Below are 26,128 nucleotides of genomic sequence, written 5' to 3'. Positions count from 1 at the left end.
GTCGTCCGCGGCCGGCGCCTCGGCGCGCTCCGGTCCGCCGTGCTGGCGGCCGGCCTGGCCGCGGCGCTGGTCGCCGGCCTCAGCGGATGCTCGTCCAGCGCCAACGCGCAGGCGCCGGCCGGCGGTCCCGCCGCCGAACTCCGCCTCGGCTACTTCGACAACGTCACCCACGCCCCGGCCCTCGTCGGCCTGGAGAAGGGACTCCTGCAGGATGCCCTCGGCGACACCGAGCTCACCGCCCAGGCCTTCGCCGCCGGTCCCGCGGTCATCGAAGCGCTCAGCGCCGGCGCGATCGACGCCGCCTACATCGGCCCCAACCCTGCCGTGAACAGCTTCGTGCAGAGCGCAGGGGCCTCGGTGCGCATCGTCGCAGGGGCCGCCAGCGGCGGAGCGTCCCTCGTCGTGCGGCCCGGTATCGACGGGCCGGCCGACCTCGCCGGCACGACCATCGCCACCCCGCAACTGGGCAACACCCAGGACGTGGCCCTGCGCCACTGGCTGGCCGGGCAGGGCTTCGAGACGAACACCGCCGGCGGCGGCGATGTGCGCATCACCCCCACCGAGAATGCCCAGACGCTCGCCCTGTTCCAGGGCGGGGAGATCGACGGCGCCTGGCTCCCGGAGCCGTGGGTGTCCCGCCTGGTGCTCGAGGCCGGCGCGGAGGTCCTCGTCGACGAGGCGTCCCTCTGGCCCGGGGGCGCCTTCCCCACCACCGTGCTGCTCGTGCGGAGCGAGTTCCTCGACGACCACCCGGAGAGCGTTCGGGCGCTGATCGCGGGCCACACGGCATCCGTCGGCTGGCTGACCGCACACCAGGAGGAGGCCGCCGTCGTGATCAACACGCGCCTGGCCGACGATACGGGCAAGGCCCTGCCGGATGCCGTGCTGGCACGCGCCCTGGGCTCGGTGCGGTTCACCACCGACCCGCTCGCCGGGACGTTCGAGACGCTGCTGGACGCCGGCGTCGACGCCGGCACCTCGAAGCCGGGCGACCTGAACGGGCTCTTCGACCTGTCCCTGCTGAACGACGTGCTCGCCGAACAGGGCGAAGACCCGGTCTCGGCCGGCGGACTCGGGACGGACTAGACCATGACCGCGCAGGGCATCACGACGGCCGCGTCGCAGCAGCCCGACCGGCACGCCGCACGCGCCTCGGCAGCGCCCGCCATCCGCATCGACGGGCTGAGCAAGCGCTTCGGCGCCGACGGGCCGCTCGTGCTCGAGGACGTGAGCGTCCGGATCGAACCAGGCGAGTTCGTCTGCCTCCTCGGCGCGTCGGGCTGCGGCAAGTCGACGCTGCTGAACATCATCGCGGGCCTCGAACTGCCCAGCTCCGGCACCGTCACCGTGGCCAGCGGCAACGCGGCAGTCATGTTCCAGGATGCCGCGCTCTTCCCCTGGCTGACCGCCGGCCGGAACATCGAGCTGGCGCTCAAACTGCGCGGGGTGCCGCGGGAGAAACGACGCGGGCAGGCCCTCGAGCTGCTCGACGTCGTCAACCTCGCGGATGCCGCACGCAAGCGCCCGCACGAGCTGTCCGGCGGCATGCGGCAACGCGTCGCCCTCGCCCGGTCGCTCGCGCAGGACCGCAAGGTGCTCCTGATGGACGAACCCTTCGCGGCGCTCGACGCCATCACACGCGACCTGCTGCACGAGGAGCTCGAGCGGGTGTGGCGCGAAACCGGCCGCACGATCGTCTTCGTCACCCACAACGTGCGCGAAGCCGCCCGGCTCGGCCAGCGCGTGCTGCTGATGTCGTCCCGGCCGGGGCGCATCGCCAACGAGTGGCGGCTCGCCGACGACGGTCCCCGCCGGATCGAATCCCCCGAAGTGTCACGCCTGTCGATCGAAATCACCGAGCAGCTCCGAAGGGAGATCCGCCGCAATGCCGCCTGACACCACCCTCGCCCCGGCCGACGCCCGACCGGCGGACGACCTGCGCACCCTCGAGTCGGGGCTCGACGCCCTGCAGACCAACGCCGTGCCGGAGAAGAGCCGCTGGCGGAACATCCTCGACGGCGTGTTGCCGCCGGTGCTGCTGCTGATCGCCCTCGTCGGCGTGTGGCAGCTCTACGTCACCATCGCCCGGCCGCGCCCCGACCTCGTGCCCGGGCCGCTGGACGTGCTCGGCGCGATCATCGACCAGTGGGGCGACGGCCGGCTGCAGCTCGCGGTGCTCACCAGCCTCGAACGCGGCGGCATCGGCTTCCTCATCGCCATCGCCGTCGGTACTCCGCTCGGACTGCTGCTGGCCGAGTGCCGCCCCCTGCGCCTCGCGCTCGGCCCGCTGCTCTCCGGCCTGCAGGTGCTCCCCTCCGTGGCCTGGGTGCCCGCGGCGATCATCTGGTTCGGCCTCTCCGACGCCACCGTCTACTTCGTCGTGCTGATGGGCGCCGTGCCGTCGATCGCGAACGGGCTCGTCTCCGGCATCGACCAGGTGCCGCCGCAGCTTCGCCGCGTGGGGACCGTGCTCGGCGCCGGCCGCATCCAGCTGGCCACCCTCGTGGTGCTGCCCGCCGCGCTACCCGGCTACTTCTCCGGGCTCAAGCAGGGCTGGGCCTTCTCCTGGCGGTCGCTCATGGCCGCCGAGATCATCGCGATGGGCGGCACGATCGGCTTCGGACTGGGCTCGATGCTGCAGCAGAGCCGCGAGCTGGCCGACCTGGCCAGCGTGCTCGCGACGATCCTGCTCATCCTCGGCGTCGGCATCCTCGTCGAACTGAGCATCTTCGCCCCCATCGAACGGAGGCTGCTGCGGCGCCGCGGACTCACCCCCGGAGGAATCCGATGACCGGCGCCCTGCCCGACGACACCACGCTCTACCCGCTCGGCCTGCGCCTGGCCGGCCGGGCCGTCACCGTCGTCGGCGGCGGTCCCGTGGCCGCCCGCCGCGCCTCCGGCCTGGTGCAGGCCGGCGCGATCGTCACCGTCATCTCCCCCGAGGCCGGAGCGGAACTGCGCTCCCTCGTGCAGACGGGCGCCGTCACCTGGCGGGCCCGCGCCTACGCCCCCGGCGACCTCGACGGCGCCTGGCTCGCACACACAGCCACCGGCATCCCGGAGGTCGACGCGCAGGTCGCGGCCGACGCCGACGCCGCCCGGCTGTGGTGCGTCGCCGCCTCCGACCACCGGAGCTCTGCGGCCTGGGTGCCCGCCGTCGCCCGGCGGGACGACGTCACCGTCGCCGTCTCGGCCGGCGGGGATCCCCGCCGGGCCATGGCGCTGCGGGATGCGATCGCCACCGCCCTCGACGCCGGCTCGCTCCCGCTTCGGCACCACCGCCGCGCCGAGGGACCCGGCACCGTGCACCTCGTCGGCGGCGGGCCCGGCGACCCCGGCCTGATCACCGTGCGCGGGCGCCGCCTGCTGGCCGAGGCCGACGTCGTCATCGCCGATCGCCTGGGCCCGCGCTCGCTCCTCGGCGAACTCTCCGCCCAGGTGCTCGTCATCGACGTCGGCAAGCTCCCCGGCCACCACCCGGTGCCGCAGCACGAGATCAACGCGCTCCTGGTCGAACACGCCCTGGCCGGGGCACGGGTCGTGCGGCTCAAGGGTGGCGACCCGTTCGTGCTCGGACGCGGCGGCGAGGAAGCCGAATACTGCCGCAGGCACGGGGTCACGGCCGAGATCGTGCCCGGCGTGACCAGCGCCATCTCGGTGCCGGCGGCCGCGGGCATCCCGGTCACCCACCGCGGCGTCGCGAACGGCTTCACGGTCGTCACCGGCCACGAGCAGATCGCCGGACTCCCCGGCGGCGGCGACCACACCGTCGTCCTGCTGATGGGCGTCAGCGCCCTCGCCGGGTCGGCCGGGGCCCTGGCCGCCGGCTCCCGCGGAGCCGGATGCCCCGTCGCGATCATCGAGGACGGCTACGGCCCGAACCAGCGCGTGACCATCGGAACGCTCGACACGATCGCCGCCCAGGCGGAGGCCAGGGGCGTCCGCTCGCCGGCCGTCATCGTCGTCGGCGACGTCGTCACCCTCAGCCCGTACGCGGAGCCCGGGCCGCTGCGCGCCTCGCCCGGGCTCGACGCCCTCGCCCAGCACACTCTCATTCCTGACACCCTCGCACCCCGAAAGGCCCTCACATGACCCGGACGCCCGCTGCCCCCAACGAGCACGCGCCCCAGCAACAGGACGCGCACCTGCGCGTCGCCATCATCGGTGCGGGGCCGGCCGGCATCTACGCCGGCAACATCCTCGGCAAGGCCGTGCGGGACACGGGCGGCGAGGTGGGCATCGACCTGTTCGACTCCCTGCCGGCGCCCTACGGCCTCATCCGCTACGGCGTCGCCCCCGACCACCCGCGGATCAAGGGCATCGTGAAATCCCTGCACGAGATGCTCGACACCGGGAACATCCGCTTCCTCGGCAACGTCGCATACGGGGTCGACCTGGACCTGGCCGACCTGCGCGCGCACTACCACGCCGTCATCTTCGCGACCGGGGCCATCCGCGACGCCGCCCTCGCCGTCCCCGGCGTCGACCTGCCCGGTTCCTACGGCGCGGCGGACTTCGTCTCCTGGTACGACGGGCACCCGGATGCCCCGCGCGACTGGCCGCTCGACGCGACCGACATCGCCGTGATCGGCAACGGCAACGTGGCCCTCGACGTCGCCCGCATGCTCGCCAAACACGCGGACGACCTGCTTCCGACCGACATTCCGGCCGGGGTGCACGCCGGGCTGGCCGGCTCCCCCGTCACCGATGTGCACGTGTTCGGCCGCCGCGGCCCCGCGCAGGTGAAGTTCACCCCGATCGAGCTGCGCGAACTCGCCGACGTCCCGGACGTCGACGTGATCGTCTACCCGGAGGACTTCGACGACGACGAACTCGCCCGCCAGCTCGTCGGCGCGAACAACCAGGTCAAGGTGATGACCCGCACCCTGACCGGCTGGCTGGCGAAGGAGCCCACGGGAGCCTCCCGCCGGCTGCACCTGCACTTCCACCACTCCCCGGTCGAGGTCTACGGCGACGGGCGGGTCGAGGGGATGCGCTTCGAGCGCACCGAACCGATCCCCACCGATGCCGGCGGTGACGGCGGCGTGCGCGGCACCGGCGACATCCGGGACTTCCCCCTGCAGGCCGTCTACCGGGCGGTCGGCTACCTCGGCAGCGCCCTGCCCGAGGTGCCGTTCGACGAGGCGCGCGGCGTCATCCCCAACGACGGCGGCCGGGTGCTCGACGCGGCCGGAGACCCGATCCACGGGCTCTACGCCACCGGCTGGATCAAGCGCGGGCCGGTCGGGCTGATCGGCCACACCAAGGGCGACGCCCTGGAGACGATCGGCCGGCTCGTCGACGACGCCGGCCTCCTGGCCGACCCGGCCGTCGACGATCCGGATGCCGTTCTCACGCTGCTCGAGGACCGCGGCGTGCGCTTCACCACCTGGCCGGGCTGGCTCGCCCTGGACGCCCACGAACGGGAGCTCGGCGCCGCCGACACCTCGCCGGTCGCCCGCGAGCGGGTCAAGGTTGTGGAGCGGGGCGAGCAGGTCGAGGTCTCCCGCACCGGCAGCCTGGTCGAGTCATGACCTACGTCATCGCGCTGCCCTGCGTCGACGTCAAGGACCGCGCCTGTGTGGACGAGTGCCCCGTCGACTGCATCTACGAGGGAGAGCGGTCGCTCTACATCCAGCCGGACGAGTGCGTCGACTGTGCCGCCTGCGAACCCGTCTGCCCGGTCGAGGCCATCTACTACGAGGACGACCTGCCCGAGGAATGGGCCGAGTACTACACGGCCAACGTCGCCTTCTTCGACGAGATCGGCTCCCCCGGCGGCGCCGCGAAGACGGGCACACTCGACTTCGACCACCCGCTGATCGCCGCGCTGCCGCCCCAGGGCGGCAGCGCATGAGTGACCAACCGGAGGCGCGCGCGGGCGAGGCCTTCGATCACGAGGCGTTCGACCACAAGGCTTACGACCACGCAGCTTTCGACCACGAGGCTTACGACTGCGTCGTGGTCGGGGCCGGCCCGGCCGGGCTGTCGGCCGCGCTCAACCTGACGCGGGCGCGCCAGCGGGTGCTCGTCGTCGACAGCGACCGGCCGCGGCACGCGGCCACGATGCTCTCCCACGGCTTCATCACCCGCGACGGCGTGCCCCCGCACGAGCTGCGCCGCATCGCCAGGGAGGAGCTCGAACGGTACCCCGAGGCCGAGGTGCTGCGCCGCGCGAGCGTCGATTCGATCTCGCGTGACGACGGATCGGCCCAGGCCGGGGATGCCTGGGGATCGGCCGCGGCGCATCCGTTCACCGTGCGGATCAGCGGGCGCACCGCGGCCGGGGCGCGCACGGTGCGGAGCCGCACCGTCCTGGTGGCGACCGGCCTCCGCGAGACCCTGCCGGCGCTGCCGTCCATCCGCGCGTTCTACGGGATGAGCCTGTTCAGCTGCGCGGCCTGCGACGGCTACGAGCAGGGTGACGGCCCCGTCGCCCTGATCGGCGAGACCGACGACCTGTACGCCCGGGCGCTCCTGGTCGGGCAGTGGAGCAGCACGGTGACCGTGTTCACGAACGGCGTCGCGCCGCTGACCGCCCACGAGGAGACCGCGCTCGGCGACCGGGGCATCCGGGTCGAACGCCGGGTCATCGACGACCTCGAGGGTGAGCGCGGGGCGATCGCCGCCGTGCGCCTTGCCGACGGGGAGCGCATCCCGGTCACCGGCGGGTTCGTGCGCCCGCTCTGGCATCCGATCGTGGGGTTCCTCGGCGCCCTCGACCTCGACACCGACGACTCCGGCCACCTGGTCACCGACCGGGACGGCCGCACCAGCCTGCCCGGCGTCTACGCGGCCGGGGATGTCGCCGCGCCCGGCCCGCAGCAGCTCATCGTGGCCGCCGGGGCGGGCGCGCGCGCCGCCGCGATCATCACCCACGACCTGCTCGGGGTCACGACCGCGCACTGAGGTGCGGGGCGCTGGTGCTGGTAGTGCCGCTGGTGCTGCCACTGGTGCTGCTGGTGTTGGTGCTGCTGGTGCTGCTCGGCGATAACTCCCAGCTGTGGCCGCATGCATCCCCCCGGGAGCGCCGCGTGCAGCCACAGCTCGTTGTAATCGCACGTCCCGCGGTCGGCGCGCGGTCGCACTGCGGTCGGCGCGCGGCCAATACCGGAACGGATGGCGATAGCGGCCCACTTTCTCCTGTGCTCAAACACGCGAGCGCAATCCATCCTGTTCTCGCGACCGGTGGCGCATCCAGGCAGGCGCTCGCGACGCCCGCAGCGCCCGCCGGCGACTCGGCGACGGATGCCGTGGGCGGAGCCAGCCGCGCGACATCCGCAGCCGGCTACTCGGGCGATAACTCCCAGCTGTGACCGCACGCATCCTTCCTGGAGCAACGCGACCAGCCGCAGCTCGGAGTTATCGCCAGCCGCGCGGTCGGCGCGCGGCCAAAACCGGAACAGATGGCAGGAGCGGCCCACTTTCTCCTGTGCTCAGACACGCGAGCGCAATCCATCCTGTTCTCGCGACCGGAGGCGCCCTGGGGTGGGCACACGCATCCGTCCCGGGGCACCGCGTGCGCGCACAGCTGGGAATTATCGCCCGCAACTCGCCCCGCTACTCGCCCACGGTCCCGTCGATGGCTTCCCGCAGCAGGTCCGCGTGCCCGCAGTGCCGGGCCGTCTCCTCGATCAGGTGGGTGAGGATCCAGCGCAGGTTCCAGTGTTCGCCGTCCCGGCCTGTGCCGACGGACAGCGCGGCGAGGTCGGCGCCGGCCAGTGCCTGGCGGCTGCGCTCGCAGGCCGCCTGGTACAGCTCGCGCAGGGCGTCAGGGGCGTCTCCCGCGGCGCTGTGGAAGTCCCAGTCCCGGTCCTCGCCCCACGGGGCGCTCGCCCACGGCTCGACTTCGGGCAGGCCAAGGAACTCCTTCTGGATCCAGTGGTCCTCGACCAGGGCAAGGTGCTTGAGCAGCCCGCCCAGGGTGAGCGTCGACGGAAGCAGGCGCTGGTTCAGCCCGGCGGCATCCAGCCCCTCGGTCTTGCCCAGCAGCGTCGCCCGCTGGTAGTCGAGGAACTCGTCGAGGGTGATCCGCTCGTCGGCCGCGGGCCGCGGGTCGACGCGTTCCTGTGGTTCGCTGCGTTCCGTGGTCACGAGGCCTTCTCCGTTTCCCGTTCCCTGGCGATCCGCTGGCCGACGACGGCCGACACCCCGTCCTGCCGCATGGACACGCCGTAGAGCGCGTCGGCGATCTCCATCGTGCGTTTCTGGTGGGTGATCACGATCAGCTGGCTGGTTTCGCGCAGGTCTTCGAAGATTGTGAGCAACCGGCCGAGGTTGGCGTCGTCCAGCGCCGCCTCGACCTCGTCCATGATGTAGAAGGGGCTGGGCCGCGCCTTGAAGATCGCGATCAGCAGCGCCACGGCGGCCAGCGACCGCTCCCCGCCGGAGAGCAGCGAGAGCCGCTCGATCTTCTTCCCGGCCGGCTTGACCGACACCTCGATCCCGGTCGTGAGCATGTCGTCGGGGTTCGTCAGCCAGATGCTGCCGCTCCCGCCGGGGAAGAGCACCGGGAACACCTCGGCGAAGGCGGCGCGGGTGTCCTCGAACGCGGCCGCGAAGATTGCGCCCATCTTCTCGTCGATGTCCTCGATGATCGTGAGGAGGTCCTTGCGCGTGTTGGTGAGGTCGGTCAGCTGCTCGGTGAGGAACTTGTGCCGCTGCTCCAGCGCCGCGAATTCCTCCAGTGCGAGCGGGTTCACCCGGCCCAGCTGGCCCAGCTTGCGTTCGGCGGCGACCAGGCGACGTTTCTGCTGTTCCCGGTCGAACGGGATCCCCGCGGCATCCGGGCCGGCGGATGCCCCGGCGGATGCCCCGGCGGCCCCGACCGCGGTTCCGTCCGGCGGCACGAGCTGCTCGGGCCCGTACTCGGCGACGAGCACGTCCTCGACCAGCCCGAGTTCGCTGCCGGCCCGCTCGAGCAGTGCCGAGAGGTGCAGTTTCTTCTCGTAGATCTGCAGTTCCAGCCCGTGCACGTTCTCGGTGATCGCCTGCAGGCGCGTGCGCAGCGCGCTCTCCTCGCGGCGCAGCAGTGCGAGCTCCTCGTTCTGGCTGGACCGCTCGGCCTCGGCCGCGGCGAGCCGAGCGCGGGCCTCGGCGACCGAGGCCTCGACGGAGGCGAGCGCGGCCGGCAGGGCCTCGGCGACGGCGGACGCGGCATCCACCTGGCGCCGGCGGATGACGGCCCGGCGAGCCGCCGCCTCCGCCGCTGCCCGGTCGGACTCGAGCTGCCTCGCCAGTGCCGCGCCGCGCGCCTGCTCGGCCCTGACACGTTCGCGGGCGGTCTCCACCTGGAGCCTCGCCTCGATTTCGCTCTCCCTGGCCGCTTCCAGGCGGTCGTAGAGCGCGTCGCGCGAGCTCGCGTCGAGGATCGGGCGGGGCCGGGACTGCACGGTTTCGAGTTCCGCCCGGGCGCGCGCCGCTGCCGCCTCGGCCTCGGCGACGGCCGCGGCCGCCAGCTGGAGTCCCGCGGACAACCGGTCGAATTCGGCTCCGGACGCCTCGAACTGCACGGCCACCCGGTTGAGCTTCTCGGCCTGCGCCGCGAGTCGTGAATCGAACGCGCGCAGGGCGGTGAGGGCGTTGGCCGCCTGCGCCTTGTTCGACTGCAGGAGCGTGCGCTGCTCGGCCAGGACGAAACGCACCCGCTCGATCGTGCCGGTGACGACGGCGAGTTTCTCCGCGGCCGTGTCACGTTCGGCGACCAGTTCGAGCTTGCTCCGCCTGGCGCCCGAGCCGCCGCGCAGCACGTACGCGGTGAGCACCTCGCCGGCCTTCGTGATCAGGGTGAGGGAGCCGAGGCCCCGCGAGGCCAGGGTCCCGAAGGCGGATCGCGCCGCGGCGAGGTCGTCGGCGATGACGGTGGTGGCGAGGATCCCGAGCACGCCGTCCGGCGCCTCCACCACCGAGCGGGCCCAGGCCAGGCCGGGCAGGTCGCCGAGGTCCGGCGAGGGGGTCGAGGCGGCGTCGGCGACGACGAGTTCGACCCGGCCGAGGTCGTCGGCGGCTGCCCTGGCCACGGCGTCGAAGGCTGCGTCCCTGGTGTCGGCGAGGACGGCGTCGGCCAGCGAGCCGAGGGCGGCCGCGATCGCGGGTTCGTAGCCGGGGTGCACGCGCACGTGCTCGGCCAGCAGCCCGCGGATGCCGGCCAGACCGGCGCCGACGAGGGCGGAGGACCCGTCCTTCTGGTCAAGGGCGAGGGACAGGGCGCCGGTGCGCGCGGCGAGGGCGTCCCGCTCGCGCTCCTGCCCGTGCAGGATCTCGCGCAGGCGCTCGATCTCCGCCTCCGCCTCACGGACGGATGCCTGGGCCGCTTCGTAGAGCTCGTCCAGGTTTGTGTCGCCCGCGTCGACCTCGGCCGCCTCGGCCTCGAGCGCGGCGACCTGTCCCTCGGCGGCGGATCGCCGGTCGCGGGCCGCGTCGAGGGCGTTCTGCTGCCGGAGAACCTCGCCGCGGACGGCCGCCAGCCGGGACGCCGCCGTCTCCGCCTGGCCCTTGAGCTTGGAGACCTCGAGGTCATGCCGGGAGACGAGCACGGCCTGGGCGGCGATTTCCTCGTCGACCGAATCGAGCTGCCCGCGGGCGGTCATGGTGCGAGCCTGCGCAGACGCCCAGCCGTCCTGGGCGAGCGTGATCGCCTGCTGCAGTCGTTCGACCTCCGCGGCGGCTTCCCGCACCATCGACGGCGTCACGCTGGGACCGGCGTCGGCGGGCTCGGCCTGCGAACCGAGCAGCGCGAGCCGCTGGTTTGCGAGCGTGTACAGGCCGCGCAGCCGCTCCTGCACGGATTCGAGACCGAAACTCGTGCGCCTGGCCAGGTCGACGGCATCCCCGACCTGCGCCTGCTCGAGTCGCTGGAGACGCAGTTCCTTCTGGCCGAGCTGCTCCTGCAACACGATCCGCTCGGAGTGACGCTCGCTCTCGGTGCGCCCGTGCGCGTCGAGCGTCGTGCGGAGCGTGACGACGTCATCGGCCAGGAGCCTGGCCCTGGCGTCGCGCACGACGGCGGCGATGGTCTGCGCCTCGCGGGCGATTTCGGCCTGGTGGCCGAGCGGCTTGAGCTGGCGCCGGATCTCCCCGGCGAGGTCGCTCAGCCGGGTGAGGTTGTTCTGCATGGCCTCGAGCTTGCGGAGGGTCTTCTCTTTGCGCCGCCGGTGCTTGAGGATTCCGGCGGCCTCCTCGATGAAGCCGCGGCGTTCCTCGGGGCTGGCGCGCAGCACGGCGTCGAGCTGGCCCTGGCCGACGATGACGTGCATCTCACGGCCGAGGCCGGAGTCGCTGAGCAGTTCCTGCACGTCGAGCAGGCGGCAGGTCTGCCCGTTGATGGCGTAGTCGCTGGCCCCGTTGCGGAACAGGGTGCGTGAGATGGTGACCTCGGAGTACTCGATCGGCAGGGCGCCGTCGGCGTTGTCGATGGTCAGGGTCACCTCGGCCCGGCCGAGCGGTCCCTTCGTCGACGTGCCGGCGAAGATCACGTCCTCCATCTTGCCGCCGCGGAGTGTTTTCGCCCCCTGCTCCCCCATCACCCAGGCGAGCGCGTCGACGACGTTGGACTTGCCGGATCCATTCGGGCCGACCACGCAGGTGACGCCGGGTTCGAAGGCGAAGGTGGTGGGCTGCGCGAACGACTTGAACCCCTTGAGGGTGAGGCTCTTCAGGTACACCGCGCGCCCTTTCCCAAAGTGTCGATGGCGCGGACGGCCACCCGTGCTGGGACTACGGTACCGGACTCTGTGCGAGGATCCGGCCAGGCGCTAGGCTGGTCGGCTGCGCAGTTCGTGCGGCACTCGCGCACCGGAAGCCGGCCGCCATGACAATTGACCGTTTCACCGTCGATGAACCTGCCCTCCCGGCGGCGCCCGGCGCGGCGGGCTGGGCCCATTTCCGGGCCGCGACCGCCGTGCGCAACGCGGTCGAAGCCGACGCCTACGGCACGGACGAGCTGGGCCTGACGGCAGAGGAACTGCTCCCGTACTGGCTGGACCAGGACTACGCCCCTGCGCGGATGTTCGTCGCCCGCGTCGGCGGGGACATCGTGGCGCGGGGTGTCTACGAGACCCGGCCCGAGGCATCCGCGGCTGTCGCCTGGCTGTCCGTGGAGGTGCTCCCCGCCTTCCGGCGGAGAGGCATCGGGACCGCGCTGGCCGACCGCCTGGAGGCGATCGCCGCGGAGGAGGGGCGCGTGCGGGCACTGGTCTACGCGGCGTCGCGCCAGGCACCGGGCGAGCGGCTGCCGTCGCCGACCGGGTTCGGCTCCGTGCCCCTGGCCAACCCGGAGGTGCGGTTCCTGCTGGCCCGCGGCTACACGCTCGAGCAGGTGGAGCGGGGAAGTCGCCTTCCGCTGCCGGTCGACGAGGGCGACTTGGCCCGGCAGCTGGAGCGCGCCGCGGCGGCGGCCGGCCCCGACTACGCGGTCCATCGCTGGACCGATCGCACTCCCGAACGCTGGCGGGAGGACATGGCGCTCCTGCGCACCCGGATGACGACGGATGCCCCGAGCGCCGGGCTCGAGGAGCCGGAGGACGTGTGGACGGTGCAGCGGCTGGCCCAGGAGGAGGAGGCGTTCGCGGCCGGTCCGCGCACGGCGCTGACGGCCGTCGCGGAGCACCTGCCGAGCGGTCGCCTGGCCGGGTTCACCGAGCTGTCGGTGCCGGCCGAGTCGGGCCGCGCGGTGCACCAGGAGGACACGCTGGTGCTCCGGGAGCACCGCGGCCGCCGGCTCGGGATGCTGCTGAAGATCGCGAACCTGCGGGGGCTGGCGGCGGAGCGGCCGGGGCATCCGTCGGTGATCACGTTCAACGCCGAGGAGAACCGGCACATGCTGGACGTGAACGAGGCTGTCGGCTTCGTCCCGATCGGCTACGAGGGCGCCTGGAAGCGCTGAACCCACGCGCCCCTCCCGCCGAACTGTGAGTTTGGCACCTTCCCGGGGCCCGCGAAGGTGCCAAACTCACGGTTCGGCGAAGGTATGCACGACCGAAAGAGCCGAAGCGCCGAAAGCGCCGAGGGACGGGTCAGAGCGGGCGCAGGCGCTGGCAGCGCGGGCAGAAGTGCGACGAGCGGTTCATGAACTGCGCCCGCACCATGGTGGTTCCGCAGCGCACGCACGGTTTGCCGTGCTGCCCGTAGGCGGTGAGGCTGTGCGAGAAGTATCCCGACTCCCCGTTGACGTTCACGTATTGCGCGTCGAAGCTCGTGCCGCCCTCGGCCAGGGCCCGGTGCAGGATGCCGCGCACCGAGGCCAGCAGTGTGCGCGCCTTCGCCGCGGAGAGGGAGGCGGCCGGCTGGTCGAAGTGGATGCGGGCGTCGAACAGGGCCTCGTCGGCGTAGATGTTGCCGATGCCGCTGATCAGTCGCTGGTCGAGCAGCGCCCGCTTGATCCCGGTGTTCTTGCGGGCCAGGGCGCGGAAGAAGGCCTCCGACGAGAAGGCCGGGTCGAGCGGGTCACGGGCGATGTGCGCCACCTGGGAGGGGACGAGCGTCTCCCACTCGCCCGCCGCCGACCCCTGGAATCCGGCGGGCAGGCCGTCGGAGGTCGGCGCCATCAGGTCGACGGCCATGCTGCCGAAGACGCGCTGGTCGACGAAGTTGAGCCACAGCTCGCCGTGCACCGGATGCTCCAGGTGCAGGCGGATCCGCAGCAGCCGGTCGACGTCGGGGCCGGGCGTGCGCAACAGCACCTGCCCGCTCATGCCGAGGTGGATGACGAGGGCCCGGCCGGACTCCAGCGGGAGCCAGAGGAACTTGCCCCGTCGCACGGCCGCGAGCGCGCGCTGTCCCTCGAGGAGGTCGGCGAACGGGCCGGCCGACCGGTCGTGCCGCCTCAGCGACCGTTCCTCGAAGACCTCCACGGCAGAGACGACGGCGCCGGTGACGGCCGGCTCGATGCCGGACCGAACGACTTCAACCTCGGGCAGCTCCGGCACGTCGGCCTCTCTGGGCCTCTCTGGGCCTCTGGGCCCGGATCAGTGGGCCCGGATCAGTCGGCGGAGAGCACGATCCAGGCCTCGAGCGCGGCAGCCATTTCGGCGTGCTTCTTGCTCGTGCCCTCGCCGCGTGCGGTCACGATGGTGCCGACGATGACCGTGGCGACGAACACCTTCGAGTGATCCGGTCCGCTTTCGGTGACCGAGTAGACCGGCACGCCGGTTCCGCGGCGCGCCGCAGCCTCCTGCAGGCTCGTTTTGGGGTCCATCGAGCCGCCGAAGCGGTCGGGGTCGGACAGGAGCGGCTCGATGAGCCGCATCACGAAGGCGGTCGCCGCATCCGTGCCGGTGTCCAGGTAGACGGCGCCGATGAGCGCCTCGACCGTGTCGGCCAGGATCGACGCCTTTTCGCGGCCGCCGGTGAGGACTTCGCCGCGGCCCAGTCGGATGTAGTCGCCGAGGGAGATGCCGCGGGCGACCTCCGCGAGGGCGGCGCTGGACACCAGGCTCGCCCGGCGCTTGGCCAGGTCACCCTCGCTCAGCTGCGGGTACTCCCGGTACAGCATTACCGTCACCGCCTGCCCGAGGATCGAGTCGCCCAGGAACTCCAGGCGCTCGTTCGTCGGGATGCCGCCGTTTTCGTACGCAAATGACCGGTGGGTCAGGGCCAGCTCAAGCAGACCCTGGTCGATCTGCACGCCCAGGGTTTCCTGCAACGCGGACAGCTCGACCGAACCACCGGTCATCGGTTCACCCGTCATCGAGTTAGACGTCGGCGACCTTGCGGCCCTTGTATTCCATGAACAGTGCCGTGCCGGCGGAGTCGGTGACGACCTTCGCGCGGTGCGGGAGGCTGTAGACGACCTTGCCGTTTTCCATGGTCTTCACCAGGGTGGGGGCTTCGGCCTTCCAGCAGGAACGACGTGAGCGGGTGTTGGAGCGTGATTGCTTGCGCTTCGGGACTGCCATGACTACTTCTCTTCTCTATCCGTTTCAGCATGAGTGTCTTCACCCCTGCTGATGTCTGTGGAAGCCTGGAATTCCAGAAGCGCCGACCACCTCGGGTCAGGCTCTTCGTGTGGCTCCTGATCAGGCATTTCGGCCAGCCGTAACCCGGTCTCTGGGTCGAGACCTGGACAATCCGGCCGGCAAACCGGCTGGAACGGCAGTGACAAAACCACCGCATCCCTGATCAGAGGTTCAAGATCCACATGGTCATCCTGAACTTCAAATTCAAAAGCTTCATCTGAAGAATACGCGAAAAGCTCCTGAAACTCGACTTGGACAGGCAAATCGATGTCAATCAGGCACCGACCGCACATTCCACTGGCCGTTCCGGACACGTCCGCGGTCACCAGAATTCCCTCGTGGATAGCCTCCAGCCGCAGGTCGGCCTCGAGGGTGGAGCCCGCTTTCACGGCCACCAGGCCCTCTCCGAGGTCTTCGGGCACGAGGAGATCGAGCCGGCGTTCGTGCTGGATGCCGGGGCGGTTGATGAGGTCGCGCACATCGACTTTGTACGGTGTCTTTTTGAACTTGGTCACGAGGGGCAATTCTACGCGCCCCGCGGGGTGCGGCTGTCCCTCCGCCCGAGGACGGCCGGCCAGAGCGAGGCGGGCAGCATGGAGGCGCGGATCCGGGTGCGCGTATCGGCGCCGGCCCGGAGGGCGCGGATGACGAGGTCGAGGTCGTGCCACGCCGCCGCCCCGTCGCCCCGTTCCCCGGGTCCCGGGCGGGCGAAGCGCTGCCGCTCGGCCGCGACCAGCAGGCGTTCGAGCGCCGCGGCCGCATCCGGCTCGGCCGCCTCCGCACCGGACAGGCCGGGGAGCAGCGCGAGGCGCCCGGCCAGCTCACGCGGCGTCTCCGTGTCGCGAACCCGCACGTCGTGGTCGACCGCGGTGTCGGCCAGCTCCGCCCACGCCTCTGCCGCACCATCGTTCCAGGAGAGGATCCGCCGCCGCCTGCGCAGGCGACGAAGGAGGCGGGCCACGCCGGGCGCGAGCAGCACCGCGAGGACGAGCGCGACGGACAGCGCGATGCGCAGCAGCGCCGCGGCGGCCTGCTGCTGCTGCACCTGGGCGGCGGGGACCGCGCCGCTGTCCGCAGTGACGCCCCCCTCGTCGCCGCGGGGAGCGGTCGTCGGCGCGGGAGAGGCCGGCACGTCGCCGGGGGTCTCCGCATCCGCCGGGCGGGCGTAGTCGGGCACGGACCCGCGCCCGGGCGTCGGCTCGAACGGCACCCAGCCGACCCCGACGAAGTACAGCTCGGGCCACGCGTGGAGGTCGTGGGAGTCGATGTCATAGCGGTTGGTCTCGTCCCCCGCGCCGGCGGCCGCCGTGCCGGGGAGGTAGCCGACCGCGATGCGCGCCGGCATGCCGAGCGAGCGCGCCATCACGGCCATCGCCGAGGCGAAGTGCACGCAGTAGCCGCGCTTGACCTGGAGGAAGGTGCCGATGACATCCAGGCCCCCGCCGTCGTAGCCGTCGTCGACCGGGGCATCCGTGTCGTAGTCGAAGGCGCTGCCCCGGAGATAGTCCTGCAGGGCCACGGCCGCGTCATAGTCCGAAGCGGTGCCCTCGGTCACCGACCTGGCGGTGTCTTCGATGATGGCCGGGCGCGGGAACGGCAGCTTGAGGTTGGGCGCCACGCTGACCGGGTAGCGTCCGCGCGCGGCGCGCAGCTGCTCCGCGGTCGGCTGGAGTTCGACCGCGGTGACGGTGTATTCCTGCCCCGCCGTGGTGCTGTCGGTGCTCTTGATGGTGTGGGTGAGGTTGTTCCAGAACCAGGAGCCCTCGAGCCCCTGGATGCGGCTCGCCGGGCTGGGCGCGGGCAGCAGGTCCGTCTCCACGCCGTCGATGACGACCTTCGTCGTCGTCTTCGTGGTCTTGATGTCGTCCGCGAGGCCCGGCGGTCTGTCGATGCGGTCGACGGTGTTGCTCGTCGTCGTGGCGTCGGACCGGGAGGTCCAGGTCGTGCCGGCGAACTGGTCGAGCGTCATGAGCTTGAAATACGGCGGCTTCTCGGCCGTCGTCGTGTAGTGCAGCGCGGGCCCGGGGTCCGGGCGGCGAAGGTCCTGGCCGAGGTCGATCATCGGGCTGATGCCGGCGCCGAAGAGCACGCCGTTGGTGCTCGACCCGAACAGACCGCCCTCCGTAATGGTCGGGGTTGCCGAGCTGAGCAGCAGGGCGCTGACGATGCCGATGCTGCCCACCGTGACAGCGCCCCAGACCGGCCTCGGGCCCCGGCGGCGCACCGGCGCGTACACGCGTGGGGCGTCGCGGCCGGACGACGGGGTGTTCGCTTCGGCCACCCGGCGCAGGCGCACGTCCACGCGGAGGAGCAGCAGGTAGGCGGCGGCCGCGGCGATCAGCGCCACCAGGTGGGCGCCCTCGTCGAGGAGGAGCCCCGGGACCGCGACCGGGACGAGCACGGGCAGGCCCGCGAGCGCCGGCCAGCGCAGGGTGAGCGCGAGGGCGTCCATCAGCACGGCCATCAGGCCGGCCCCGGCGGCCAGCAGGAACAGGATGCCCTCGATCGGCTCGGCCGGGATGCTCTGCTGCTCGATCGAGGAGACGCCGGTGTCGACGAGGAGCCCGAACCGTTCGAGCGTGTCCGGCGTCGGGACCAGCCAGAGCAGGCCGGTTCCGAGGCCGAACAACAGGGTCAGGGTCGCCAGGAGCACGCCGAGCCCCGCGACGGGCACGAGCGAGGAAGCGAGGCGGGTACGGCGGAGGAGTCCCGAGGCGACCAGCACGGTCGCCCCCACCAGGGCCATCGGCCACCACCACGAGGAACCGCGCAGCAACGGGCCGAGCACGGCGCAGCCGACCAGGAGCAGCAGCAGCATCGCCAGGGTGAGCGGCCACTGCCCGCTCGGCCGGCGGCCGCTCTTCGCCGCTCGGCCGCTGGTCACGGCACCGGACAGGCGCTCAGGCGAGGTCACGGACGGCACCCCGTTCCTGCCGGGCCTGGTCCCAGGCCGCCGGGATGTCCCGGTGCGTGCGCAGCCCGATGCAGCGCCACCCGGCATCCCGCAGCCGTTCGAGGGCGCCGCGGCCCATGGTGTCGATGACGAAGGCCACCGCCGGCGCGCAGCGGCCGCGGATCGCGGCGAGCTCTGCGGCATCCTGCGCGTCGATGTCGACGAGTACGGCGAAGGTCGGCAGCAGGCCGAGGCCCCGGCTGACGGCGGCGCGCCGCGACCTCGCCCCCTCGGCCGCATTGCCGGCGGCGCGCTGCGCGGGAACGATGCTCGCCAGGCCCTCGAGCAGCAGACGGTCGCCGCCCGGGGCCCGGAAGGAGCCGGGGGCGTCGCCGTGGAGCCCGCCCCGCCCGCCGCCGGCCGCGGGGGCCAGCTGGCTGGGGCCGAGTTCGACCAGCTCGACCCGGAAGCCCGCATCGAGAAGGTGCACGGCCACACAGGCGGTGAGTTCGACGGCGACCTCGAAGGCCTGGTCGTGGCGGCTCGTGCGCGCCGCGGCCTCGGTGGGCGCGTACGCCGGCCGGCCGGCCAGCGTGGTGTCGAGGATGATGCGTGCCGCCGGGTTGCTGCGCTGTTCCTCCTGCCGCACCATGATCTCGCCGTGCCGCGCGGTGGCCGGCCAGTTCACGCGGCGCAGCGGGTCCCCCGGCCGGTATTCGCGGGCGATCAGTTCGTCGGAGCTGGGGCTGATGTGGCGGATCAGCTCGTGGATCGAGCCATCCCCGCTGCGGATATTCAGGGCGTTGCCGGGCAGCGGGGTGATCCGGGGCGTGACGACGAGGTCGTGGGGTTCCCCGACGGGCCGCTCGCTGACCGCGAGGTCGAACGGGTCGCTGCGCCCGAGCATGAGCGGGCCGAGGTCGTACACGCCGCGGCGCAGCGGCGTGAGGGTGTATTCGAGCCTCGCGGTGTCTCCCCCGGTGTCCGGGCCGCCCTCGTAGCGGTCGAGCGTGGGCATTATGACGCCGGCCGGCACGGTGATCCCCGGCGACGCCGTGTCCCGCCAGCGGGTTCCGAAAACGGGACGGGAGGAGAGGTTGCGAACCCGGAGTGCGACGACGGCGTCGCTGCCGGCCGGCACGATCACGGGCCGGATAGCGCGGCTGAGCTGCACCGTGGCCGGCCGGACGGTGACGTAGACGAGCGCGACGACGGGCACGGCCAGGAGCAGGCAGGCGATGAACAGGAGGTCGCGCCGGTCGATCACAAGGGCGTTGAGGAAGAGCGCGCCGCCGACGGCGAGGAACATCCCGCCGCGCCGGGTGAGTCGCGGGAACCAGACCGGGCGGAGGCGCCGTCGCTGCTCGGACATGGGCGTCAGGGTCGGGCCTGCGACCCCACCGGCACCGGGGTCGCGGCGACGATCCGCGCGACGACCTCCTCGATGAGGGGGCCGCTGTCCTGGTGGTGGTGTCCGAGCGCCCTGCTGGTGGGAACCAGCCGGTGGCCGAGCACGGCGACCGCGAGCGAATCGATATCGTCGGGGAGCACGTATTCGCGCCCGTGGAGGGCCGCCTGCGCCTTGGCCGCCCGAATCAGCTGGAGGGTGGCCCGGGGGCTGCCGCCGAGCCGGAGGTCGCGGTCTTCGCGCGTGGCGCGCACGAGGTTGACCGCGTATTCCTTGACCGCGCCGGAGGCGAAGACGCTGCGCGCGGTCGTCATCATGGCCCGCAGTTCCGCCCCGGACACGACGGCCCCGATCAGCGCGAGCGGGCTCGTGGTGTCGCGGGAGTCGAGCATGGCCAGCTCGGAGTCCGTGTCGGGGTAGCCCATGGAGATCCGGGCCATGAAGCGGTCACGCTGCGCCTCCGGGAGCGCGTACGTGCCCTCCATCTCGATCGGGTTCTGGGTCGCCACGACGGTGAACGGGCTGGCCAGCGGGTACGTGGTGCCGTCCACGGTGACCTGGCGCTCCTCCATGCACTCGAGCAGCGCGGACTGGGTCTTGGGGCTGGCTCGGTTGATCTCGTCGCCGATCACGATGTTGGCGAAGACCGCGCCGCGCTTGAATTCGAACCGGCGCTCTGCCTGGTTGAAGACCGATACCCCGGTCACATCGGAGGGCAGCAGGTCGGGAGTGAACTGGATGCGGCTGACCGTGCAGTCCACCGACCTGGCCAGCGCCTTGGCCAGCATGGTCTTGCCGACTCCCGGCACGTCCTCGATCAGCAGGTGCCCCTCGGCCAGGAGCACGGTAAGCGCCGTCTGCACGGCGGAGTGCTTGCCGTCGATGACCATTTCGACGTTGCCGATGATGGCGCGGCCCGCGTTCGCCACGTCCGCGAACGTCACCGTTGCCCCACGCGCGACCGGCGCGACGGCGGAATCCGTCGGCACTCCGGTCGGGAACGCGTTCATACCATCGACCTCTGGAGGTAGGAGGCCACGGCCGGCGGGACGTACGGGGAGATGTCCCCGCCGAGCCCGGCGACCTGGCGGACCAGCGAGCTCGAGACGTGCGCGTGGGCGGGGTCGGGGAGCATGAAGATGGTCTCCACGGCGGCGAGGTTGCGGTTGACGATCGCCATCGGCGTTTCGTAGGCCACGTCGATCTGCGACCGGATGCCCTTGACCAGCACGCTGGCCCCGACCTCGACGCAGTAGTCGACGAGCAGGCCGACGCTCCAGGACGCGACGACGACGTTTCCCGGCAGTCCGGCGTCGCGGATCGACCGTTCGAGCAGGGAGACGCGCTGCGTGATGGGCAGCAGGGCGGTCTTGGCCGGGTTGTGCACGACGAGCACGTGGAGCTCGTCGAAGAGCCCGGCGGCCCGTTCGATCACGTCGAGGTGACCGAGCGTGACGGGGTCGAATGATCCAGGGACGACGGCGATCCTGCGCATACGAATCACCCTAGCGCCACGACGTGCCCGGCGCTGCCGATACCGGCAAGCTCATCGTCGACCTCTCAGCCCTTGCTCAGCGAGGCCCGCTCCGAGTCGTCGAGCCGGCGCCGGACCGCCTCCTGCAGCGGCGGGACGCTGCGGAGGGCGGGGTCGCCGCCGATGAGGCGCTGCGCGTAGGCACGGGCCTCCGCGATCAGGTCGCCGTCGGTGGCGACGCGCAGCAGCCGGAGCGAGGACCGGCCGCCGGACTGGATGCTGCCGAGCACGTCGCCCTCCTGGCGAAGTTCCAGGTCGACCTGGGCCAGTTCGAAGCCGTCGAGGGTGGCCGCGACGGCTTCGACGCGGTCGCGCGCGAGCGACCCGGACTCGGCCGTGGTGACGAGCAGGCAGAGCCCGGGCACCCCGCCGCGGCCCACTCTGCCGCGCAGCTGGTGCAGCTGCGAGACGCCGAACCGGTCGGCATCCATCACCACCATGGCCGAGGCGTTGGCGACGTCGACGCCGACCTCGATGACGGTCGTCGCGACGAGCACGTCGATCTCGCCGGCGGCGAACGCGCGCATGGTCTGGTCCTTCTGCTCGCTCGTCATGCGGCCGTGCAGCGGGGCGATCCGGGCCGACGCGAGGGCCGGCTTGCGCTTGAGCTCCTCGAGCAGGGTCTCGACCGAGGTCGGCGCGGCGGCATCGGCGGGCGTGGCGCCGGCGGGCCTGGCGCCGCCGTCGATCGTCGCCCCCTCGATCGTTTCGCCTTCCTCGGGCTGCTTCGGGGCGATCGCCGGGCAGACGACGAAGGCCTGGCGGCCGAGCGCGAGTTCTTCGGCGAGCCGGTCCCAGACGCGGAGCGCCCAGGTCGGTTTGTCGGCCAGCGGCACGACGAAGCTCTCGATTCCGGCGCGTCCGGCCGGGAGCATGGCGATCGTGCTGACATCCAGGTCACCGAACACGGTCATCGCGATCGTGCGCGGGATCGGGGTGGCGGTGAGCACGAGCACGTGCGGCGGGATGGCGCCCTTGAGGCGCAGGGCCTCGCGCTGGTCGACCCCGAACCGGTGCTGCTCGTCGACGACGACGAGGCCGAGGTCGAAGAAGGAGACGGATTCGCCCAGCAGCGCGTGCGTGCCGATCACGATCCGAGCCTGGCCGGAGACCATCCGGAGCAGGGCCCGGCGGCGGTCGGCGACCGGCAGCTGCCCGGTCAGCAGCACGGGCATGAGGTCCGGGGCGAGGTCCGGTCCGAGGGTGGCCACGATCGAGCGGAGGTGCTGCCCGGCGAGCACCTCGGTCGGGGCGAGGAGGGCGGCCTGTCCGCCGCTGTCGGCGACGGCGAGCATGGCCCGGAGGGCGACCACCGTCTTGCCGGAGCCGACCTCGCCCTGCACGAGCCGGTTCATCGGTGCGGTCTGCGCGATGTCGCGGGCGATCTCGGCGCCGACGGTGTCCTGGTCGGCGGTGAGCCGGAATGAAAGCGCGGCGTCGAAGCGTTCGAGGAAGCCGCCGGGCACGGGGACCCGGGGGGTGGTGCGCCGCTCGCGGAGGACGGTGTGCTGCTGCACGAGCGCGCACTGCAGAACGAACGCCTCGGTGAAGCGGAGGGTGTCCCTGGCCGCGTCCCAGTCCGTGTCGGACTGCGGCCGGTGGATCTTCTCCAGGGCGGCGCTGTGCGCCAGGAGCCCGCGTTCCTCGCGCAGGTCGTCGGGGAGCGGGTCCGGCACGGCGGCCAGGCTGTCCAACAGGATCTCGATCGACTTCTGCACCTGCCAGCTCGCGACCGTCCCGGTGGCGGGGTAGATCGGGATCGGCGCTTCGGCCCAGCGCCTGGCGGCGGTCGCGTCCAGTGGCGCGGCATCCGATTCGGCGTCGAAGAGCTGGTAGTCGGGGTGGGCCAGTTGCAGGTTCCCGCGGTAGTCGGAGACCTTGCCGGCGAAGATGCCGCGTACCCCCGGCGACAGTTCCCGGGAGCGCCAGGCCTGGTTGAAGAAGGTGAGGGTGAGGATGCCCTTGCCGTCGGAGATCTTGACCTCGAGGATGGACCCACGCCGGGCCTTCATGCTGCGTTCGCGCACCTCGAGGACCTCGGCGACGATCGTGACGTTCTCGTCGACGGGCAGCTGGCTCAGCGCGGTGAGCTCGCCGCGGCGGGCGTAGCGGCGCGGGTAGTGGCTGAGCAGGTCGCCGACCGTGGCGACGCCGAACGCCTTCGCGAGCGCGGTGGCGGTGCGCCCGCCGAGCACGTTCTGCAGCTTGCTGTCCAGGGTGACCGGGGCGGAGGCATCCGTGCCGCGCGCAGCGGCACCGTGCGCAGCGGCACCGTGCGCAGCGGCGGCATCCGATCCGGTCATGATTCGATCGTAGGCTGCTCCCCTGACGCCGGTGCGAGTTCGGCGAGTTCGGCGCGCACGAACTCGTCGTCCGGCCGCTCCGCCGCGAGCTCCTGCTGGATGGCGCGGGCCTCGTCCGTGCGGCCGAGGGTGCGCAGGCACCGGGCGACGGCCCAGCGTCCGATGAAGCGTTGCTCGGCGGTGCCGACGGCCGTGGCCGCGGCCAGCGCCGCCTCGAACTCGGTGAGGGCCTCAGCGGGACGCCCGGAGTCGTGCAGGTGCCAGGCGAGGTTGTTGTGCAGGGAGACTCCCCAGCGGCGCGTGCGATCATCCGCGGCCTTCGCCAGCACGAGGAGCCCCTCGGCGGCCCACTCTTCCTCGTGCCCGGCATCGGAGAGCGCGAGCATGTGCAGGGCGTCGAGCGCGAGGAACTGGGCGCCGGCGGCTGCGGCCTCGCGCGCGGCCAGGGTGAAGAAGGGCACGGATTCCTCGGCCTGCCCGGCCGAGCGGAGGAGGCGTCCACGCTCGAGGGCCACCCGGGCCAGCACGTGGGCGGAGGGCCGGTCGGAGGCCCGCTCGGAGGCCGGATCGGAGGCGCCGGCGACCTCGTCGAGCACGGCGTGCCCCTCGTCGAACCTGCCCTGCAGGCCGAGGGCGCGCGCCGCCTGGGTGGCCAGCACGGCCGCCGCCGCATCATCGAGCTCGCCGTCGGCAGCGGCGCTGCGGAATCTCTCGGCGGATGCTGCCGGGTCGGTGAAGTCCCAGAGGGAGTCGAGCACGGTCTGGCTGATCGGCGAGGAGGCAGTCATGACTCCATCCTGACATCCCGGCCGCGCTCCCCGTACCCGCCGGGCGATAGGCTCGAGAAGAGATGACGCGAATTATCGCCGGGTTTGCCGGCTCTCTGACCCTGGCAGTGCCGAAGGCCGGCACCCGGCCCACGAGCGACCGGGTGCGCGAGGCGATCTTCTCCGCGCTCGACGCCCGCGACGCCGTGCGCGGCGCGCGCGTGCTCGACCTCTACGCGGGGTCGGGTGCCCTCGGCCTGGAGGCCGCCAGCCGCGGCGCCCGGGTGGTCACCCTGGTCGAGAAGAACTTCGCGGCGGCACAGCTGTGCAAGAAGAACGTGGCGGCGCTGTTGCGGGCGGCGCCCTCCGGCGGCTCGCTCAAGATCCTCGTCTCCGGCCAGTCGGTGCAGCCGTTCCTGGCCTCGACCGGGGAGGGCTTCGACCTCGTATTCCTCGACCCGCCCTACGACCTTCCCGAGACCGAGCTCGCCGGCAACCTGGCCGCGCTGGCGCCCCTGCTCGACGAGGACGCCGTCGTCGTCGTGGAGCGGGGCTCCCGCTCCCCCGAGCCCGCCTGGGGCCCCGGCCTGCGCCTGGAGCGCCGCAAGGACTACGGCGACACCACCGTCTGGACCGCGTCCCCCGCCGTCCCCTGACACCTCGCTAGCCGGCAGCGCCGTCCCAGCCGCGGTAGGGGTCCCAGCCGTTCTGGGTGTGCGGGGCACCGTCGACGAGGATGGCCCCGGCACCGGCGGTGACCACGCCGAGGGCGCGGAAGCCGTCGGGGAGGACCGTTCCCGGCGGGAAGGTGGCGAGCAGGCCGTGGTCTTCGCCACCGCCGAGGGCCAGTTCGATCCGGTCGCCCAGGGCCGCGGAGTCGAAGTCGATCGCCACGCCGCTGGCCCGGGCCAGGCGTCCGCCGTCGAGGGCCAGTCCGTCGGACACGTCCAGCATCGCCGTCGCCCCGGCACGCGCGGCGGCCGGGCCGCACTCGAGCGGCGGCACGGGGGTGAACTGCGCGGCGAGCTGTTCGGGGTGCGTCTCCCGAAGCGCCGCGGCGAGTTCGGCGTTCGGGTGCCCCTCGGCGTCGACGGCACGCCGGAACAGCAACTCGAGGCCGGCGCCCGCGTCGCCGAGTCCGCCCGCGAGCGCGACGACGTCGCCGGGGCGCGCACCCGACCGCAGCACGGGCGCACGGCCCTCCAGATCGCCGAAGGCGGTCACCGCGATCGTCAGCGTGTCCGAGGCCGACAGGTCGCCGCCGACGACTCCGCAGCCGGGCGCGAGCGCCTCGCAGCAGTCGCGCAGGCCGTCCGCGATGCCCTCGATCACCGTGATCGGCGTGTGCGGCGGCGCGGCGATGGCCACGACCAGGGCGGTCGGCCTGGCGCCCATGGCCGCGACATCCGACAGGTTCGTCGCCGCCGCCTTCCAGCCCAGGTCGTGCGGGGTGGACCAGGCCAGCCGGAAGTCGGGGCCGTGGATCATCATGTCCGTCGTGACGACGTACCGCCCGTCGGGGGCCGCGATGACGGCGGCGTCGTCGCCGGGGCCGACCACGGCGGCATCCGCGGCGGGCAGCCGGGGGAAGATGCGGGCGAGCACCTCACCCTCGCTCAGCCCGGCGAGCGTCTCGGTTGTGGTCGCCTTCGCGCCCGCAGCATTCGTCATGCATCAAACGGTAGCCTGAATGCGATGACTTCCAGATTCCCGGCGCCGCGCGCGGCCGCCGTGCTCGCCCTTCTCGCGGCCACCGTTGCGCTCACCGGCTGCGTCGCGATCGTCCCCCTCGAACCCGCCGCGGATGCCGTGAACCCGGCCTGCGCGGACCTGGTCGTGCACCTACCGGCGGCCGTGGCCGACCTGCCCGAACGCGAGACGAACGCGCAGGCGACCGGCGCGTGGGGCGATCCGGCCGTCGTGCTGCTGCACTGCGGCGTCGAGGTTCCCGGTCCGACGACCCTGCCCTGCATCAGCATCAACGGCGTCGACTGGATCGAGGACGACTCGGACGCGCCGCTCTACCGCTACACGACGTTCGGGCGCGACCCGGCGACCGAACTCGTCGTCGACTCGGAGAAGGTGAGCGGCTCCACGGTCCTGGTGGACCTGACCGGCGCCGTATCGAGCATCCCGGCGACCGGCGAGTGCCTCGGCGCCGAAGACGTCACCCTCCCGCCCGCGCCCTAACCCACCGCGAAAACGCAGTTGTGCGCGCTAAACGGCGCTCATAACGTGCACAACTGCGGTTTCGCGGGGGTCGGCCGGC

24 protein-coding genes are annotated in these 26,128 nt (G+C 72.5%); 11 read left to right on the top strand and 13 right to left on the bottom strand.

Features of this window, described 5'->3' with window-relative positions; all coding sequences use genetic code 11:
* Positions 1-39 precede the first annotated feature (39 nt).
* Genes E3O23_RS14230 through E3O23_RS14195 form a run of 8 tightly spaced genes read left to right on the top strand, consistent with a single transcriptional unit; the run spans position 40 to position 7,316 of the window.
* Complete coding sequence (locus E3O23_RS14230; protein WP_134492084.1) at positions 40-1,086, top strand: ABC transporter substrate-binding protein; 1,047 nt, start codon at positions 40-42, stop codon at positions 1,084-1,086.
* A gap of 3 nt (positions 1,087-1,089) precedes the next feature.
* The gene (locus E3O23_RS14225) at positions 1,090-1,896 is read left to right on the top strand and encodes an ABC transporter ATP-binding protein (protein WP_134492066.1); all 807 of its coding nucleotides are present in this window, start codon (positions 1,090-1,092) and stop codon (positions 1,894-1,896) included.
* On the top strand, positions 1,886-2,791 hold the full coding sequence (locus E3O23_RS14220; RefSeq protein ID WP_134492064.1) for an ABC transporter permease: 906 nt from the start codon (positions 1,886-1,888) through the stop codon (positions 2,789-2,791). The genes E3O23_RS14225 and E3O23_RS14220 overlap by 11 nt, the downstream gene beginning before the upstream one ends.
* Positions 2,788-4,092: a uroporphyrinogen-III C-methyltransferase gene (gene cobA, locus E3O23_RS14215; protein WP_134492062.1), complete on the top strand. Its 1,305-nt coding sequence runs from the start codon at positions 2,788-2,790 to the stop codon at positions 4,090-4,092. The genes E3O23_RS14220 and cobA overlap by 4 nt, the downstream gene beginning before the upstream one ends.
* The gene (locus tag E3O23_RS14210) at positions 4,089-5,534 is read left to right on the top strand and encodes an FAD-dependent oxidoreductase (protein ID WP_134492060.1); all 1,446 of its coding nucleotides are present in this window, start codon (positions 4,089-4,091) and stop codon (positions 5,532-5,534) included. The genes cobA and E3O23_RS14210 overlap by 4 nt, the downstream gene beginning before the upstream one ends.
* Complete coding sequence (gene fdxA, locus E3O23_RS14205; RefSeq protein ID WP_134492058.1) at positions 5,531-5,857, top strand: ferredoxin; 327 nt, start codon at positions 5,531-5,533, stop codon at positions 5,855-5,857. Before E3O23_RS14210 ends, fdxA begins: the two co-directional genes overlap by 4 nt.
* Entirely contained in the window at positions 5,854-6,909 is a 1,056-nt protein-coding gene (locus tag E3O23_RS14200) for an NAD(P)/FAD-dependent oxidoreductase (protein ID WP_134492056.1), read from the top strand. Before fdxA ends, E3O23_RS14200 begins: the two co-directional genes overlap by 4 nt.
* A 14-nt stretch (positions 6,910-6,923) precedes the next feature.
* Entirely contained in the window at positions 6,924-7,316 is a 393-nt protein-coding gene (locus tag E3O23_RS14195) for a hypothetical protein (RefSeq protein ID WP_134492054.1), read from the top strand.
* Between the two features lie 244 nt (positions 7,317-7,560).
* Here E3O23_RS14195 and E3O23_RS14190 read toward each other — a convergent pair whose 3' ends face one another.
* Together E3O23_RS14190 and smc are read right to left on the bottom strand one after the other, a co-directional pair.
* Positions 7,561-8,094 (bottom strand): DinB family protein, encoded by a 534-nt coding sequence (locus E3O23_RS14190; protein WP_134492052.1) that lies wholly within the window; start codon positions 8,092-8,094, stop codon positions 7,561-7,563.
* Positions 8,091-11,663 (bottom strand): chromosome segregation protein SMC, encoded by a 3,573-nt coding sequence (gene smc / locus E3O23_RS14185; protein ID WP_134492050.1) that lies wholly within the window; start codon positions 11,661-11,663, stop codon positions 8,091-8,093. Before smc ends, E3O23_RS14190 begins: the two co-directional genes overlap by 4 nt.
* A gap of 146 nt (positions 11,664-11,809) precedes the next feature.
* Here smc and E3O23_RS14180 point away from each other — a divergent pair, with 146 nt between their 5' ends.
* On the top strand, positions 11,810-12,883 hold the full coding sequence (locus E3O23_RS14180; RefSeq protein ID WP_134492048.1) for a GNAT family N-acetyltransferase: 1,074 nt from the start codon (positions 11,810-11,812) through the stop codon (positions 12,881-12,883).
* A gap of 130 nt (positions 12,884-13,013) precedes the next feature.
* Here E3O23_RS14180 and mutM read toward each other — a convergent pair whose 3' ends face one another.
* The 10 genes from mutM to E3O23_RS14130 all read right to left on the bottom strand — a co-directional run bounded on the left by mutM (position 13,014) and on the right by E3O23_RS14130 (position 23,880).
* Positions 13,014-13,925, bottom strand: coding sequence for a bifunctional DNA-formamidopyrimidine glycosylase/DNA-(apurinic or apyrimidinic site) lyase (mutM, locus tag E3O23_RS14175; RefSeq protein ID WP_134492046.1), 912 nt, complete (start codon positions 13,923-13,925; stop codon positions 13,014-13,016).
* 53 nt (positions 13,926-13,978) lie between these two features.
* A complete protein-coding gene (rnc, locus tag E3O23_RS14170; RefSeq protein ID WP_420897673.1) occupies positions 13,979-14,686 on the bottom strand; it encodes a ribonuclease III in 708 nt (235 codons plus the stop codon).
* Positions 14,687-14,690: 4 nt separating this feature from the next.
* Entirely contained in the window at positions 14,691-14,894 is a 204-nt protein-coding gene (rpmF, locus tag E3O23_RS14165) for a 50S ribosomal protein L32 (RefSeq protein ID WP_092323636.1), read from the bottom strand.
* A gap of 2 nt (positions 14,895-14,896) precedes the next feature.
* Entirely contained in the window at positions 14,897-15,469 is a 573-nt protein-coding gene (locus E3O23_RS14160) for a YceD family protein (RefSeq protein WP_134492044.1), read from the bottom strand.
* Between the two features lie 11 nt (positions 15,470-15,480).
* Positions 15,481-17,868 (bottom strand): transglutaminase TgpA family protein, encoded by a 2,388-nt coding sequence (locus E3O23_RS14155; RefSeq protein WP_134492042.1) that lies wholly within the window; start codon positions 17,866-17,868, stop codon positions 15,481-15,483.
* Positions 17,855-19,219: a DUF58 domain-containing protein gene (locus E3O23_RS14150; protein ID WP_134492040.1), complete on the bottom strand. Its 1,365-nt coding sequence runs from the start codon at positions 19,217-19,219 to the stop codon at positions 17,855-17,857. The genes E3O23_RS14155 and E3O23_RS14150 overlap by 14 nt, the downstream gene beginning before the upstream one ends.
* Before the next feature lie 5 nt (positions 19,220-19,224).
* Entirely contained in the window at positions 19,225-20,265 is a 1,041-nt protein-coding gene (locus E3O23_RS14145) for an AAA family ATPase (RefSeq protein WP_134492038.1), read from the bottom strand.
* Positions 20,262-20,750, bottom strand: coding sequence for a pantetheine-phosphate adenylyltransferase (gene coaD, locus E3O23_RS14140; RefSeq protein ID WP_134492036.1), 489 nt, complete (start codon positions 20,748-20,750; stop codon positions 20,262-20,264). Before coaD ends, E3O23_RS14145 begins: the two co-directional genes overlap by 4 nt.
* Positions 20,751-20,815: 65 nt before the next feature.
* Complete coding sequence (locus E3O23_RS14135; RefSeq protein ID WP_134492034.1) at positions 20,816-23,092, bottom strand: ATP-dependent DNA helicase RecG; 2,277 nt, start codon at positions 23,090-23,092, stop codon at positions 20,816-20,818.
* Positions 23,089-23,880 carry a tetratricopeptide repeat protein gene (locus E3O23_RS14130; protein ID WP_134492032.1) on the bottom strand — a complete coding sequence of 264 codons (792 nt, stop codon included), beginning with the start codon at positions 23,878-23,880 and terminating at the stop codon, positions 23,089-23,091. The genes E3O23_RS14135 and E3O23_RS14130 overlap by 4 nt, the downstream gene beginning before the upstream one ends.
* A 62-nt stretch (positions 23,881-23,942) precedes the next feature.
* Between E3O23_RS14130 and rsmD the strand changes: the two genes are divergently transcribed.
* Positions 23,943-24,515 carry a 16S rRNA (guanine(966)-N(2))-methyltransferase RsmD gene (rsmD, locus tag E3O23_RS14125; RefSeq protein WP_134492030.1) on the top strand — a complete coding sequence of 191 codons (573 nt, stop codon included), beginning with the start codon at positions 23,943-23,945 and terminating at the stop codon, positions 24,513-24,515.
* Positions 24,516-24,522: 7 nt separating this feature from the next.
* On the opposite strand, the gene thiL is transcribed toward rsmD, so the two are convergent.
* Positions 24,523-25,530, bottom strand: coding sequence for a thiamine-phosphate kinase (gene thiL, locus E3O23_RS14120; protein ID WP_134492028.1), 1,008 nt, complete (start codon positions 25,528-25,530; stop codon positions 24,523-24,525).
* 24 nt (positions 25,531-25,554) lie between these two features.
* Between thiL and E3O23_RS14115 the strand changes: the two genes are divergently transcribed.
* Positions 25,555-26,049, top strand: coding sequence for a DUF3515 family protein (locus E3O23_RS14115; protein ID WP_134492026.1), 495 nt, complete (start codon positions 25,555-25,557; stop codon positions 26,047-26,049).
* The last annotated feature ends 79 nt before the right edge of the window (positions 26,050-26,128 follow it).

The organism is Cryobacterium tagatosivorans (assembly GCF_004402215.1).
Taxonomy (GTDB): domain Bacteria; phylum Actinomycetota; class Actinomycetes; order Actinomycetales; family Microbacteriaceae; genus Cryobacterium; species Cryobacterium tagatosivorans.
This window is presented reverse-complemented; position numbering and strand designations above follow the sequence as displayed.

Bases quoted from the DNA above. Each gene is read 5' to 3' on its own strand.
- E3O23_RS14225 (WP_134492066.1), top strand. From the start codon at position 1,090: ATGACCGCGCAGGGCATCACGACGGCCGCGTCGCAGCAGCCCGACCGG.
- E3O23_RS14220 (WP_134492064.1), top strand. From the start codon at position 1,886: ATGCCGCCTGACACCACCCTCGCCCCGGCCGACGCCCGACCGGCGGAC.
- cobA (WP_134492062.1), top strand. From the start codon at position 2,788: ATGACCGGCGCCCTGCCCGACGACACCACGCTCTACCCGCTCGGCCTG.
- E3O23_RS14210 (WP_134492060.1), top strand. From the start codon at position 4,089: ATGACCCGGACGCCCGCTGCCCCCAACGAGCACGCGCCCCAGCAACAG.
- fdxA (WP_134492058.1), top strand. From the start codon at position 5,531: ATGACCTACGTCATCGCGCTGCCCTGCGTCGACGTCAAGGACCGCGCC.
- E3O23_RS14200 (WP_134492056.1), top strand. From the start codon at position 5,854: ATGAGTGACCAACCGGAGGCGCGCGCGGGCGAGGCCTTCGATCACGAG.
- E3O23_RS14180 (WP_134492048.1), top strand. From the start codon at position 11,810: ATGACAATTGACCGTTTCACCGTCGATGAACCTGCCCTCCCGGCGGCG.
- rnc (WP_420897673.1), bottom strand. From the start codon at position 14,686: ATGACGGGTGAACCGATGACCGGTGGTTCGGTCGAGCTGTCCGCGTTG.
- rpmF (WP_092323636.1), bottom strand. From the start codon at position 14,894: ATGGCAGTCCCGAAGCGCAAGCAATCACGCTCCAACACCCGCTCACGT.
- E3O23_RS14150 (WP_134492040.1), bottom strand. From the start codon at position 19,219: ATGTCCGAGCAGCGACGGCGCCTCCGCCCGGTCTGGTTCCCGCGACTC.
- E3O23_RS14145 (WP_134492038.1), bottom strand. From the start codon at position 20,265: ATGAACGCGTTCCCGACCGGAGTGCCGACGGATTCCGCCGTCGCGCCG.
- coaD (WP_134492036.1), bottom strand. From the start codon at position 20,750: ATGCGCAGGATCGCCGTCGTCCCTGGATCATTCGACCCCGTCACGCTC.
- E3O23_RS14135 (WP_134492034.1), bottom strand. From the start codon at position 23,092: ATGACCGGATCGGATGCCGCCGCTGCGCACGGTGCCGCTGCGCACGGT.
- E3O23_RS14130 (WP_134492032.1), bottom strand. From the start codon at position 23,880: ATGACTGCCTCCTCGCCGATCAGCCAGACCGTGCTCGACTCCCTCTGG.
- rsmD (WP_134492030.1), top strand. From the start codon at position 23,943: ATGACGCGAATTATCGCCGGGTTTGCCGGCTCTCTGACCCTGGCAGTG.
- thiL (WP_134492028.1), bottom strand. From the start codon at position 25,530: ATGACGAATGCTGCGGGCGCGAAGGCGACCACAACCGAGACGCTCGCC.
- E3O23_RS14115 (WP_134492026.1), top strand. From the start codon at position 25,555: ATGACTTCCAGATTCCCGGCGCCGCGCGCGGCCGCCGTGCTCGCCCTT.